Origin of the sequence: Vibrio sp. 10N.247.311.13 (assembly GCF_041467595.1) — a bacterium.
Lineage (GTDB): Bacteria > Pseudomonadota > Gammaproteobacteria > Enterobacterales > Vibrionaceae > Vibrio > Vibrio crassostreae_C.
Map to the genome: position 1 here is coordinate 20,978 of NZ_JBFSUX010000054.1, position 15,126 is coordinate 36,103.

The 15,126-nt window shown below is 46.5% G+C and carries 7 protein-coding genes; 5 read left to right on the top strand and 2 right to left on the bottom strand.

Annotated elements, in window-relative coordinates:
• The coding region (locus tag AB6E52_RS18240) for a VCBS domain-containing protein (RefSeq protein WP_372189970.1) at nt 1-6,521 on the bottom strand (6,521 nt) is incomplete at its 3' end.
• Between the two features lie 234 nt (nt 6,522-6,755).
• On the opposite strand from AB6E52_RS18240, the gene AB6E52_RS18245 reads away from it, so the two are divergent.
• The 5 genes from AB6E52_RS18245 to AB6E52_RS18265 all read left to right on the top strand — a co-directional run bounded on the left by AB6E52_RS18245 (nt 6,756) and on the right by AB6E52_RS18265 (nt 14,383).
• On the top strand, nt 6,756-7,220 hold the full coding sequence (locus tag AB6E52_RS18245; RefSeq protein WP_017064449.1) for a hypothetical protein: 465 nt from the start codon (nt 6,756-6,758) through the stop codon (nt 7,218-7,220).
• Nucleotides 7,221-7,319: 99 nt separating this feature from the next.
• Nucleotides 7,320-8,762, top strand: a complete 1,443-nt coding sequence (locus AB6E52_RS18250) for a TolC family protein (RefSeq protein WP_102320738.1) — start codon at nt 7,320-7,322, stop codon at nt 8,760-8,762.
• An 11-nt stretch (nt 8,763-8,773) separates the two neighbouring features.
• Nucleotides 8,774-10,516: an efflux RND transporter periplasmic adaptor subunit gene (locus AB6E52_RS18255; RefSeq protein ID WP_102320739.1), complete on the top strand. Its 1,743-nt coding sequence runs from the start codon at nt 8,774-8,776 to the stop codon at nt 10,514-10,516.
• Nucleotides 10,513-13,656, top strand: a complete 3,144-nt coding sequence (locus tag AB6E52_RS18260) for an efflux RND transporter permease subunit (RefSeq protein ID WP_102320740.1) — start codon at nt 10,513-10,515, stop codon at nt 13,654-13,656. Before AB6E52_RS18255 ends, AB6E52_RS18260 begins: the two co-directional genes overlap by 4 nt.
• A 106-nt stretch (nt 13,657-13,762) precedes the next feature.
• Nucleotides 13,763-14,383: a cupredoxin family protein gene (locus AB6E52_RS18265; protein ID WP_102320741.1), complete on the top strand. Its 621-nt coding sequence runs from the start codon at nt 13,763-13,765 to the stop codon at nt 14,381-14,383.
• Between the two features lie 126 nt (nt 14,384-14,509).
• Here AB6E52_RS18265 and AB6E52_RS18270 read toward each other — a convergent pair whose 3' ends face one another.
• Nucleotides 14,510-14,767 carry a hypothetical protein gene (locus tag AB6E52_RS18270; RefSeq protein ID WP_102320742.1) on the bottom strand — a complete coding sequence of 86 codons (258 nt, stop codon included), beginning with the start codon at nt 14,765-14,767 and terminating at the stop codon, nt 14,510-14,512.
• Nucleotides 14,768-15,126: the final 359 nt, after the last annotated feature.

The window sequence follows — 15,126 nt, forward strand, 5'->3', positions numbered from 1 at the left end:
TGGCGTTCAAATCCTGACTCGCCTACATCGGGGTCTGTGATGGTCAGCTTGCCATCAGCATAGAGTGTTGTATTGCCAAGTGTGGCGATGCCTGAGTGAGCATAGTCGGGTGACATGTCGACACCCGCGCTGTTTTCGGTTATTGAACCAGTATCAACGCCAGCGATTTGGGCTTTATCGCCAACAGCCGAGAGCGTCGTTGATGCGCCAGTGTGTGTTGTACCACCATGCGCGTCTTTCACATCGTAGGTGAAGTGGACGCTGCCGTTGTAATTGTGGCTTGGAGTGAAGGTGAAGGTTCCATCGTGATTGTCTTGAATCGAGCCATGGTCAGCATGCAAATTAGCGATAGTGAGCTTACCTGCATCGTTGGCGTCTACGTCAACAGTATTAGCGATTAGCTCGGTTGCTGTGATGGTTTGAGCAAGATCTTCTTTACCGTTGTTCAGTTGCACTTCACCAGAACAATACGGACGGTCGTTATCGCCATGAACGGTGACAACAATATCGTGAGTGGTGCCATCAGCCGATTTGACGGTGACAGTATCCGTTATCGATTCACCTTGGCCGAGGTGATCAATCTTTCTACCTGTTGCGTCTTGGCCTATGGAAGCGTAGTAGCTCCAATCTCCGTTACTCTGAAGTATGACACGACCATGAGTGCCGTAATAAACGCCGGTTTGGGCATGGCTTTCACCGGAGTCTGGATCAACAATGTTCAGGTGACCATCAGTGTGTATTTCGTCGTTCCATAATTTGCCGATGTTTCCATGCATATGATCTGGTGAGCGATCATCGACGTAGCCACCAGACATTGTACCATCTGGTGCTGTATAGGTATGCCCTTCATGAACATCTCCAGTATAGACACCGCCGATAACGGCAGAATTATTAACCCCTGTAATCGTTATTGAGAGGCTTTGAGTGCTGCTCGCATTATGCTCGTCTGTGACTGTTACTGGAACAGTCAATGTCTTCGTGACACCTGATGCTAACGATTGATAGCTAGAGTGAGCAGGATCGAAGCTATAACTGCCGTCCGGATTAACCACCAAGCCATCAATCTGCGGTGCGCTGTAAGTCAAGGCCGCACCGGTATCAATATCTTGGCCAACCATTTGTCCATTTAGAACGCTTCCACCTTCAGTCACTGAGTGGGACTGAGCATTGATGGTTGGGGCATCGTTGGTACCATGAACCGTTAGCTCTATCGTGTGTGTTGTACCATCTGCTGAGCGTATAATGGCTGAATCGTGTTTAACTTCGCCTTGCGCTAAGTTCTGTATATTGCGGTTGTCGAGGGTATAGGTGTAGTGACCGTCGCGCATGAGCAGTATGTGCCCACCCAGTTTGGTGTCGTAGCCAATACCTTGATAGGTTTGTGAGCCTATATTCGGATCAAACTGTGCCTCTCCCTTATCAGGGTCTTGGATGTTTAATCTGCCGTCGTAATGCAGTTGGTAGTGGGTATCTATATAGCCGCGATCTTCAGTTACTCCCCGTAAGTCTGCATTGGCTTGTGCGTCGGTAATAATCGCGTTATCTGGAGTTGCGATAAGATCAAACTTAGCTTGAGTGCTGACGCTGCCCCCATGGCCGTCAACCACATCATAGGTGAGTCGAATCTCACCATTGAAATCTTTATCTGGCGTGAAGGTATAAGTGCCATCTTTATTATCAGTCAGGCTACCGTGTGTCGCTTGCAAATTTGTCACGTGCAATACATCGCTACTATCCACATCGCTTGCATGTGTTAGCAAGTCAGAAGCCTTGATGGTTACGGGTTGATCCTCTTTACCCGCAGGAAGCTGAGTCCACGCACTGACAATTGGTTTGTCGTTGCTGCCTTGCACATCGATAACGACTTTATGAGGGACTGTCGCTCCTGTTGAATCGGTAGCGGTGATCCAGAATGATTCAGACTGATGTTCACCAGCCGCGAGTTTATCCGCGGCACCGCCGGTTGAATTGTCTAGCTGATAGTGCCAATGACCATGCTGATCAATCGACAGCGTTCCCCATTGACCTTGGGGTTGATTGATTGCCCACGTAACGGTGTCGGACTTATCTATATCAGTCGCGATTAAGCTCCCTGTCGCATCGGGGTTTCCTGCCGTGTTCAAGCCCTGTTCGATCACCGCGCCACTTGAGGTACCTGAGATAGTAGGGCGGTCATTGGTGCCATTAATCGTCACTTTGATGGTCGAGGGTGTGCCATCAACCGACGATACCGTGAAGGTCTCTTCGACTTTATCGCCGACATTCAATTGATTAAACGCGCTGTTGGCGGTGAAGAACCAATGACCATTGGCATCAATAGTCAGGTCACCGTTGGTGCCAGTAATCGAATCCGGTGTAAACGCATTATCTTGATTATCCACGTCGGTACTGGTCAATGTTCCTGAAGTCGTTACTGCTTTGTCGGTTTCATCGATGGCAACGGTCGCGCTACTGACAGTAGCGGCGTCGTTAGTGCCGTTAATCGCCACTTTGATGGTTGACGCTGTGCCATCGATGGACGACACCGTGAAGGTCTCTTCGACCTTATCGCCGACATTCAATTGATTAAATGCACTGTTGGCGGTGAAGACCCAATGACCATTAGCATCAATAGTCAGGTCACCGTTGGTGCCTGAAATAGAATCCGGTGTGAATGCATTATCTGGATTATCCACGTCAGTACTGGTCAACGTTCCTGATGTGGTTACCGCTTTGTCAGTTTCATCCACACTGACCGTTGCTGTACTGACCGTCGCTTTATCGTTGGTGCCATTGATCGTGACTTTGATCGTTGATGGGGTGCCATCGATGGAAGAGACCGTAAAGGTTTCCTCAACTTTATCGCCAACATTTAACTGATTAAATACGTTGTTGGCGGTGAATGTCCAATGGCCATGGGCGTCGATGTTTAGGTTGCCGTTCGAGCCAATTATTGAATCTGGCGTAAACGTATTGTCTGGGCTATCAACATCGGTGCTGGTTAGGGTGCCTGATGTGGTTACCGCTTTGTCAGTTTCATCTACACTGACTGTTGCTGTACTGACCGTCGCTTTATCGTTGTTGCCATTAATCGTCACTTTGATGGTCGACGGTGTGCCATCAACAGAATTTACGGTAAAGGTTTCCTCAACCTTATCGCCAACGTTCAATTGATTAAACGCACTGTTCGCGGTGAACACCCAATGTCCATTAGCATCAATAGTCAGGTCACCGTTGGTGCCTGAAATAGAATCCGGCTGGAAAGCATTGTCTGGGTTATCTACGTCGGTACTGGTTAGGGTGCCTGACGTGGTTACCGCTTTGTCAGTTTCATCGATGGCAACGGTCGCACTGCTTACCGTCGCTTTATCATTGGTGCCATTAATCGTAATTTTGATGGTGGATGGTGTGCCATCGACCGAATTGATGGTGAACGTCTCTTCGACTTTATCGCCAACGTTTAATTGATTGAATGCGCTGTTAGCGGTGAATGCCCAATGGCCATTGGCATCAATGGTGAGATCACCATTAGATCCAACAATGGAGTCTGGCGTAAATGTGTTATCTGGATTATCAACATCGGTACTAGTCAATGTTCCTGAAGTAGTTACCGCTTTGTCTGTTTCATCCACACTGACCGTTGCGGTACTGACCGTCGCTTTATCATTGGTGCCGTTGATGGTGACCTTAACAGTCGATGGTGTACCATCCACAGAAGCAACCGTAAAGGTCTCTTCAACCTTATCGCCAACGTTTAGTTGATTAAACGCACTGTTGGCGGTGAACACCCAATGTCCACTGGCATCAATAGTAAGGTCGCCATTGGTACCTGAAATCGAATCCGGCGTGAACGTATTGTCTGGATTATCAACATCGGTACTAGTCAATGTTCCTGATGTCGTGACTGCTTTGTCAGTTTCATCGATAGCAACGGTTGCACTACTGACAGTAGCGGCGTCATTAGTGCCGTTAATCGTTACCTTGATGGTTGACGCTGTGCCATCAACGGAAGTGACGGTAAAGGTTTCTTCGACTTTGTCGCCGACGTTTAATTGGTTAAACGCACTGTTGGCGGTGAACGCCCAATGACCATTAGCATCGATAGTCAGGTCACCGTTGGTGCCTGAAATAGAATCCGGTGTAAACGTGTTGTCTGGGTTGTCTACATCGGTACTGGTGAGGGTACCTGAAGTTGTTATAGCGCTGTCCGTTTCATCCACACTGACTGTTGCGGTACTGACTGTCGCTGCATCGTTAGTACCGTTAATCGTGACTTTAATGGTCGAAGGGGTGCCATCAACGGAAGTGACGGTAAAGGTTTCTTCGACCTTATCGCCAACGTTTAGTTTATTAAACGCGCTGTTGGCGGTGAACGTCCAGTGACCATTAGTATCAATGTTTAGGTTGCCGTTCGTGCCAGTGATGGAATCTGGCGTGAATGCGTTGTCTGGATTATCGATATCGGTACTGGTTAGCGTACCTGAAGTTGTTACTGCTTTGTCAGTCTCATCGATGGCGACGGTCGCACTGCTGACAGTAGCTTTGTCATTTGTACCATTTACTGTGATAGTCACTTGATGCGGCGTGCCATCAGCAGAATGAACGGTGATGGTGTCGGTAGCGGTTGCTCCTTTGCCCAATGATTGAACGTTAGGATTTGTATTATCAAGATCGTACGTCCAAGAACCAGTATCAGTCAGATGAAGCGTACCAAACGAGCCTACGATATCGGTGTTGGAGAAGTGTGCCTCGCCAGTATCCACATCCGTTACCGCAAGTGTGCCCGAGGTCTGAAGTTGGGACTCTTCGGTTACCGCGCCGGCACTGGTTCCGCTTATCACGGCTTTATCATTGGTGCCGTTAACGGTAATTGCAATTTGATGAGGAGTGCCGTCGGCGGAGTGGATGGTTATGATGTCTGTTGTCGCAGAGCCTTGACCAAGAGCCTGAACTTGTGGGTTTTTATTATCTAGGTCGTAGCTCCAATCGCCATTGTCTTTAAGATGTAAAGTACCCAGTGTCCCCTTGAGGTCGGAATTAGAAAAATGCGCCTCTTTTGAGTCGATATCGGTGATGTTGAGTTGGCCTGAAACCGTTAGGTCTTTATCTTCAGTAACTTGGCTTGAGCCATTACTTTTCCCGATAGCCAAAAACGAACTTGGTGAATTTGCTGTACTACTCGTGATTACCGCATGGTCGTTGGTGCCATTAATCGTAACCATAACTTGATGCGCTGTGCCATCAGCTGAGTGAACAGTGACGATGTCTGTCGCAGTTGAACCTTGGCCAAGTCTTTGAACTACTGGGTTATTGTTGTCTAAACTGTATGTCCACGCACCGTCTTTGGTGATGCTTAGCGTACCGAAATTACTAGTCACTTGTGAGGCTTGAAAGTGGTCCTCTCCAAGATCAGAGTCCGTTACCGAAAGCTGCCCTTGAACTTGTGTCGTTAAATCTTCAGTTAACGTGCCAGCATCCACACCCGTAATTACGGCATTGTCGTCGTTTCCGCCAATCGTCATATCGATCGTTTGCGGTGTGCCATCTTTGGTGTGAATTGTGAAACTTTCATGCAGTGAAGTGGCTGCGGTTAAAGCTTGAACATTAGAGAGCGAGTTATCAACTTGATACTGCCAATGTCCATCAGCATCGATAGTTAATGAACCATATTTACCTGAGATAACTTCCGGCGTAACCGAACTTTCATTTTGGTCAGGGTCTATGACATCGATTTTGCCGTTCGCATGTAACAAGCCTTGTGAATCAATATTGTGATCTTCTGTTACCACACCTGTTAAGTCTCCAGAAATATTTGGTGTGTCTTGCTTACCTGTTACCGATATCTGAACAATGATGCTCGAGCCGTTAGATAGATGTAACGCAAAATGATCAGTACCTGGTTGGTGCTGGTTTAACAGGATGTATTGAGGAGAATTTGGATTCAATACGAATGTGTATTGACCATTTGCATCAACATGAAGCTCTCCGTAGGTACCTTTTATGACTTCTGGCATAAAGGTGACGGGTAAAGCGGGTGTCGTCGGCGCATTTGAATGAGTCGGCTGACCGTTACTTCCTGAGGAGATAGTCGGCATCGATACCGAAGGAATGTAATGGACTTGCGGGTGAGAAAGCGTCGACAAATGATGAGAAGGAACCAAGTTAGAGCTCGAGCCATGGGGATCGTGGCTTGCACTTAAGGTCGAGTTTACGTCGCTGTCGCTCTTTTGAGCCTCTTGATGAGTAACCGCTGATGAGTCTGTTTTTCCATGGTCGTCGCTGACATCTTTTTCTGTCACGTTATTTACGGGTAGCTGATCTACGGTATCGCCCGAGCTGTCTGCGCCCTGGGCAGACGCGTGTTTAGCCAATGATGGCAGTATCATCATGAGTGATTGAAAAAGTGGGATATTAACTTTTAGGTGTGAATGCAGTCTGAGCTTCTTTTTTTGTGTTGGTTTCTTTTGTTCTAGCTCGTTACTTTTCTTATTTTTGATTTCTGTATTTTTCTTGTTTGCTTCGACGTTTTTTTTGTTAGCCATTTTTCTCATCCGTGAATCGTGGTTGCACTATTTTAAGTAAAATACACAGATAGAGGTTTCGCTAGCTAATTGGATAATTTTTAAAGAAAAAAACTGTAAAGTCGAAGAATTATCTCGTTTTGATGAAAGAGAGGATGAATACTTTTTCAACGGTCAGGTAAATATCGGCACAATGACATTGACCTTACCCTAAGGGGAACGTTTATAGTTGCGTTGTAAATTCAAAGGTAAACTATGACAAACACATTCCGAAAAACTTGGATTATTGTTTTCAGCATCATTGCGATGTTGATGTCTAGCTATGCCTCAAGCTCCTCAGCCTTGATGACTGAAGTAATGATGATGGAAATGGGGTCGAGCAAGTCGGCTTGTTACCACAGCGATACTTCGGTTAATGATTCAATGGCGGGGTGTCATGTGATGAGTGAAGAAGTACACGCTGAAGACTCTAACATGAGTGCCCATGCTTTGATGGCTCAATGCGATATGTCTTCAATGAGCGAAGACGGTAGCTCGATGATGGGTAACCATTGTTCGAGTGTCGATTGCTGTGCCTCAATGTGTTCTGCAAGTCCCTATCCAATTCAGGCTGTTCAAGCCGTTGATCAACTTTCCTTTTCATTAGCTCGTTTTCAATCGGTCACGATTGGCCAGAAAGTCGCACGCGCTCAATCTTTGCTACGCCCACCTTCTGCATAAATCTATATCTAAAAATACAGCTCTATCAGTTAGATAAATCTGATAAGCCATTCTTTTTTATGCGCTAATTAGCGTTAGATATGGACATTCATTGTGAATATGAAACCAACAACCTCTGTGTTTGTCATGAACACGAGCTTAGTGGTTGCTGTTACCTTGCCTATGGCCTTGTTTTCAAGTGCTACGCTCGCAGCTACCACGGCGTCAGCTTCAAATGCTCAACACATTTCAGCACATGACCAAGCAAGCTCGACGCAGCAACTCAATACACTGATTGAGATTGCTTTAAGCGAAGATGGAAATCGCAAACAGTACTTTGCTCAGTCTCAAGCGATGCGAGAAACGGGCATTGCCAGCTCGACCTTAATGGACCCGAAATTGAAAGTTGGATTTGGCGGTTTGCCTGTCGATAGCTTTCAATTCGACGAAGATCCGATGACCAATATATCGGTAGGGCTGATGCAGCAGTTTGAGCGTGGCGATACGCTTAACCTCCAACAGAAAAAGGCAGGCCAACAGGCAGATGCTTTAGCTTTGCAGGTACAAGCAAGAGAATTGACGGTTGCAAATAGCATGACGCAGCTTTGGCTTGAGTTAGGTTATCAGCAAAAGGCTGAGTCGGTGATTCGTCAAAATCGTCGTTTGTTGGTTGAGCTTGAAAACTATGTACAAACCAATTACTCGATTGGTAAAAGTGAAGCGCAAGATCTGCTTAATGCTCAGCTTCAAGTGAGCAAGCTTGATGAGAAACTACAGGCAAACCAGCAGGTTCAGCGCCGTTTAATCTCTCAGCTTTCTGAATGGTTGGGTTCTGATTGGCTAGGCTCTCAGGTTCTTGATTCTCAGGGAACACTGAGTGCGACTAACCAAATCGATTGGTCGTTGTTGGAAAGCAAATTAGCGACCAATATCGATTCAACTAAGCACTACCAGCTACTGACTGACCATCCTTTGGTTAAGATCTCCGATGTCAGTATTTCCTCCAATCAAACTCAGGTTGAGTTAGCCGAGCAAGCTTATACCCCGCAGTTTGGGGTGGAAGTGATGTATGCACACCGTCAAGCCAATAACATGGCGGGTGAACCAGCTTCTGATCTTGTGAGTGCTTATCTGACAGTCGACATCCCGCTGTTTACTGGGAACCGACAAGATAAAAACTTATCGGCTGCTCAGTATCAAGTTGGTGCGGCCAAATCTCAAAAAGACACCTTACTTTCCCAAATGAACGCGCAAGTGAACGCATTGCTGGTGGACAGAGCAAATCTGATCCAGCGATTAGATCGCTATCAAACGTCCTTGCTTCCTCAAACCGCAGCACGAATCAGCGCGGTTGAAAGGGGCTATCAAAACAATACCGCTCAGTTTAACGATGTCATTTTAGCAACGACCGATGAGCTGGCGCTTAAGTTAGAGCAACAACGTTTGATCACCGATCTCAACATCGTTAACAGCAAACTGGCTGCGTTAGTCAGTGGCTTTGAATACCAAGTAAACCAACCACAACTCAATTCAAGCGCAACTAAACACACAGCCAATCAATAAGGGAATAGACAATGAGTTCAGTAAAAGTAGCAACAATCGCTTTATTGGTCGGTGGTGCATTGGGTTTTGGTGTGAATCACTTTGTCGTTGGGTCAGCACATAACATGTCAGCAATGGCAACGAGTACAGGCGCCGAAGTAAGTAAACAAACCAAGGATGAACCTCTGTATTGGGTGGCTCCGATGGATCCAAATTATCAGCGTGATAAGCCAGGTCAATCGCCAATGGGGATGGACCTTATCCCTGTGTATGCAGACGATGTGAACGGCGGAGCCAAAGATAAGCCCGGAACCGTGTTTATTGATTCGTCGGTAGAAAATAATCTGGGTGTCAAAACAGCGAAAGTTAAGTTCGAAGCGCTGTCTCCTCGGATTGAAACCGTGGGTTATGTGGCGTTCGATGAAAGTACATTGTGGCAAACCAACGTAAGAGCAGCTGGTTGGGTTGAGAAGCTCTACATCAACGCAGTGGGTGAGAAGGTAAACAAAGGTGATGTGCTTTTCACACTCTATTCTCCAGAGCTTGTTAAAGCACAAGAAGAGTTGATCAGTGCTTATAAAACGGGTCGTAAAGGTTTGATCAAGGGCTCGACTGAACGCTTGATTACCTTGGGTGTTGATAAGACGCAAATCCGCGCTATTACACGACAAGGCAAAGCTTCGCAAACCATTGAAATTAAAGCACCAGCCGATGGTGTTATAGCAAGTTTGAATATCCGAGAAGGTGGTTACCTTTCACCTGCACAAGCGGTGATCAGTGCGGGTCCATTAGGCGAAGTATGGGTTGATGCTGAGGTGTTTGAGCGCCAAGCGCACTGGATCTCGTCAGGCAGCAATGCGGTGATGACGCTAGATGCCATTCCTGGCAAAGAGTGGTTGGGTAATGTCGATTACGTTTACCCAATCCTTGACCCAAAAACGCGAACCTTGCGCGTTCGTTTAAAGTTCTCCAATCCAAATGGCGAGCTTAAGCCAAATATGTTTGCCAATATTGCGCTGAAACCCATCAGTGATGAAGCCGTTCTTACTATCCCAAGATCTTCGGTGATTCACTCCGGTGGTATGACTCGAGTGGTGATGTCAGAAGGTTCTGGCAAGTATCGCTCTGCTCGTATTGAGGTTGGTCGTGAAGCTGGCGAAAAAATAGAGGTGCTTCAAGGGCTAGATCAAGGCGAAAACATTGTCACTTCTGCGCATTTCATGTTGGATTCTGAATCGAGCCAATCTGCTGATCTGTCACGCATAAATGGTGTTGAGGAAGAAGCTGAAACCGTGTGGGCAAATGGCGAAATTTCCGATGTTATGCAAGGCAGTCGCATGGTGACGATTAACCATCAGCCTGTTCCTGAATGGGATTGGCCGGGCATGGTGATGAATTTCACCTTTGCGGAAGGCTTAGACATGAGTGACGTGAAACGTGGTAAGGCGATTGATTTTGAGATGAGAAAGACAGAGTCAGGGCAGTACGAGGTTGTTGATTACAAGGTCAACAAACACAAGATCGCCGGCGAAGTTTGGGTAACGGGTGACATCACCATGTTGATGGCAGATTTTGGCATGATCACTGTAAAACATCAGCCAGTCCCTGAGTGGAATTGGAAAGCGGGTGAAATGAATTTCCAAGCCAGTGATGACCTTGATTTATCTGAGTTTGCCGAGGGTCAAACCATTCGGTTTCTAGTGGCGAAGCAAGGTTCTGATTATGTGCTCAAATCTCTCGAACCGACGAATAGCACGGGTGAGGGCGAACTATGATCAATGCAATTATTCGCTGGTCTATTAGCAACCGTTTCTTAGTGCTGGTTGCCACTGTCGCCATCGTATTTGGCGGTTTATACAGCGTTAAAAATACACCGGTCGATGCCATTCCAGATTTATCAGATGTTCAGGTAATTATCAAAACCAGTTATCCGGGGCAAGCGCCACAAGTGGTCGAGGATCAGGTGACTTATCCATTAACCACCGCCATGTTAGCTGTACCGGGTGCTGAAACGGTTCGTGGCTACTCGTTTTTTGGTGATTCGTATGTCTATATCATCTTCAATGACGATACCGATATGTACTGGGCGCGTTCACGAGTGTTGGAGTACTTAAGCCAAGTTGCACCTAACTTGCCATCGAGTGCTAAGCCAACACTAGGGCCAGATGCAACTGGTGTGGGCTGGGTTTACAGCTACGTGTTGCAAGATAAAACCGGTCAGCACGACTTAGCGGAACTTCGTAGTTTGCAAGATTGGTTCTTGAAGTATGAATTGCAAACCGTAGAAGGCGTGTCTGAAGTGGCGACCGTTGGCGGCATGGTGAAGCAGTACCAAGTACAGATTGATCCTGCCAAGTTACGTGCTTACGACCTAACGCTTCAGCAAGTCAACAAGGCAATCCAAGATGGTAATCAAGAAACAGGAGCGTCTGTTGTTGAGATTGCGGAAGCCGAACATATGGTTCGTACCACCGGTTACCTGACAAGCATCGAAGACATTCAATCTCTGCCGCTAAAAGTGACCGACAAAGGTACTCCGTTGCTATTAGGTGACATTGCTGACATTAATCTTGGCCCGCAAATGCGTCGCGGTATCTCTGAACTCAATGGTGAGGGTGAAGCGGTTGGCGGCGTTATTGTGATGCGCTTTGGTGAAAATGCCAGTGAAGTGATCGACTCGGTGAAATCCAAGCTCGCTGAACTGCAAGCTGGCTTACCTGATGGTGTCGAGATTGTCGCAACTTATGACCGTTCTACTTTGATTGATTCAGCCGTTGAAAACCTTTGGAAGAAGCTGGCTGAAGAGTTCATCGTGGTCGCCGTCGTGTGTGCGCTGTTCTTGTTCCATATCCGATCATCACTGGTTATCGCGCTAAGTCTGCCTGTCGGTATCTTAGGCGCATTCATCGTTATGCATTGGCAGGGTATTAACGCCAACATTATGTCTCTTGGCGGGATCGCGATTGCGATTGGCGCCATGGTGGATGGTGCCATAGTGATGATTGAGAACGTTCATAAACACATTGAACGGACTCCGCTCACTGACAAAAACCGTTGGCAAGTGATTGGTAAGGCAGCAGAAGAAGTTGGCGCGCCGCTGTTCTTCTCTCTGATTATCATTACCTTGAGTTTTGTGCCTGTGTTCGCGCTAGAAGGGCAAGAGGGCAAGATGTTCTCGCCACTTGCGTTTACCAAGACGTATGCGATGGCGGCAGCGGCAGGTTTAGCTATCACGCTTGTGCCTGTGCTAATGGGTTACTTCATTCGTGGCAACGTGCTACCTGAACACAAAAACCCAGTAAACCGCAGCCTAGTGGCGATGTACAAGCCGCTTCTAAATCTCAGCCTAAAATATCCAAAGGTGATGATTGTTATCGCACTTGGCTTAATGGCGTCTGCTTATTACCCAACCAGTAAGCTTGGTAGTGAATTCATCCCTCCTTTGGACGAAGGGGATTTGATGTACATGCCAACCACGTATCCGGGTATCTCAATAGGTAAGGCTCGTGAGTTGTTGCAACAAACCAACAAGCTCATTAAAACCATTCCAGAAGTCGAAACCACGTGGGGCAAAATTGGCCGAGCAGAGACAGCAACCGATCCTGCGCCACTGACCATGATTGAAACCGTGATTCAGCTTAAACCGCGAGATGAGTGGCGTGACGGTGTCACTACTGAGTCTCTGCGTAAAGAGTTTGATGAACTGATTCAATTCCCCGGTTTGACTAACGCTTGGGTCATGCCAATCAAAACGCGTATTGACATGTTAGCGACCGGTATCAAAACGCCAATTGGTATCAAAATCGCCGGCCCAGATCTGAGCGTGATTGAGGATATTGGCTCTCAACTTGAACCTATCTTGAATGGTGTCAATGGCACGGCCTCTGTCTACGCCGAGCGTGTTGCGGGTGGTCGTTATGTCACGATAGACATTAAACGTCGTTCTGCTGCGCGATATGGCTTGAGCATTAAAGAAGTGCAACAAGTTATCTCGACTGCGGTTGGTGGCATGAACGTGGGCGAAACCGTTGAGGGGCTAGAGCGTTATCCAATCAATGTCCGTTATCCACAAAGCTATCGTGATTCTGTCGTCAAGCTGCAGAACTTACCGTTAGTAACACCAAATGGAGCTCGTATCGCTCTATCGGACGTAGCAGATATTCGTTACGAAGATGGCCCTCCGATGATTAAAACGGAGAATGCTCGTCCTAATGGCTGGGTATTTGTTGATATCGAAGGGCGCGACCTTGGTTCTTATGTGGCAGAGGCGCAAAAAGTCGTTACCGATCAAATCGTCTTGCCTGCCGGATATTCACTGGCATGGTCTGGTCAATACGAATACATGGAGCGCGCCAAAGAACGTTTAAGTGTCGTTGTGCCAATTACCATCGCCATCATCATGTTATTGCTCTACCTTAGCTTCCGCCGTGTCGGTGAGGTGATGATGATTATGCTGACATTGCCACTCGCGATGGTTGGTGGCCTATGGCTGATGCATGTCCTCAATTACAACTTCTCGATTGCGGTGGGTGTGGGCTTTATCGCCCTTGCCGGGGTAGCTGTTGAGATAGGCGTCATTATGTTGGTCTACCTAAATCAAGCATGGCACTACAAAAAATTGGATGCGGAGCAGAACCAGCAAGCACTTCAGAGTGAAGACTTAACGGATGCGATTCGTGAGGGTGCAGGACTGCGTGTTCGCCCAGTGATGATGACAGTACTTACGGTGATCATTGGCCTCATTCCAATTATGCATGGCGAGGGAACGGGCTCTGAAGTGATGCAGCGAATTGCCGCGCCGATGATAGGCGGAATGGCGTCGGCACTGTTGCTTACCCTACTGGTTTTGCCTGCAATCTTTAAGCTCTGGAAACAGCGTGAGATTACGCATAGCCAAAACGAGACAAACAAATAACGTATTGATTATTAGCCCTTACTTACCAATACAGAGTGGGTAAGGGCGTACCACATGAACATGTGAAACTAACAAATAAATAACTGAATTAATCTAAGGAACGATCATGAAAAAGACACTTATTGCGATTGCACTGATGTTAACTACTGCAACGGCTTTTGCTGAAATGGACCATTCAGCTGTTGACCATTCAGCTGTTGACCATTCAAGTAAAGATCATTCAGGCATGGAACACTCAATGATGAAAAGTGGAGAGATGGATCATTCAAAAATGGATCACAGCATGATGAAGGGTGGAAAGATGGACCATTCGAAGATGATGAATATGGATGGAATGATGGGCATGGAAGGTATGTCAGAAGTTGGGATGCCAGCTCAAGGTGCAAAACCGGATAAAGTGGTTCATGTCCTACTGAGCGATGACATGAGAATCACCTTTAAGAACAAGGTCGATATTGAGCCCAATGACGTAGTGCAGTTTGTTGTGATGAACACGGGCAAGATTGATCACGAATTCTCGATTGGTTCTGCTTCAGAGCAATTAGAGCACCGTGAAATGATGAAAAACATGGGTAATCACGCTCATGACTCGGGTAGCACAGTTACGGTTAAACCGGGTAAAGCGAAGCAATTGTTGTGGCATTTCCATGGTGATAATAACGTAGAGTTCGCGTGCAATATCCCTGGTCACGCTGAAGCGGGTATGGTGAAGTCGTTAACGCTTTAGACGTTAATCAATAGCGCTTTGTTGAATTAGAAATTCAATGAGGGCTAGAAAATTAAAGATAAGTCTTAACTTATACCTAAAGCGCTTTGCTGTGAGGGATTCGCTGAGGCTTATCTTTATTTATAGTCACTGTAGCAAGATAGAAGTTTCAAGCAGATGGTGTGCTTCGCCGCTCAGATGCGGTAGCTCTGCCATGATCTTTTTAAACTTGTCATCGATTGACTCTGCTTCATTCAGCGATCGAAAAGCCAGTACAGCCTGTTCAGGCTCGCTGTTCACATAACCTTTCAATGTATCTAGCTGAATTTTATTGGCATTTTCAACTTTTGCTAGCGCGACATTAATTGCTTCGATGCTAATTGTTAACTCATTGCTTTTAAGCATTTTTTATTATTTATGGGTTGTTGCTAATGCGCGCACATTAACACAATGCTTTTTGCAGATATTGACCAAGATTATTAAATTGGAACAATTTTGAAAATCATTAAAAGCTGAACTGCAATGTGTGATTTGGATAGGTGTCAGAAATACGAAGCGAATTAAGGAGTTAATAGCTTTGGTTGGTCAATCTAAGCTTAAACAAAATAAGTTTAATCAGTATAGATTTAATGACTATGGATTTAACTAACGGAGAAAGTTTTTGAATAGCGTGTCGCTGGAATAAAGCACGTCATGGAGCATAAGGAGAAGTTGGAGCGTGCAGCGGGAATCGAACCCGCATCATCAGCTTGGAAGGCTGAGGT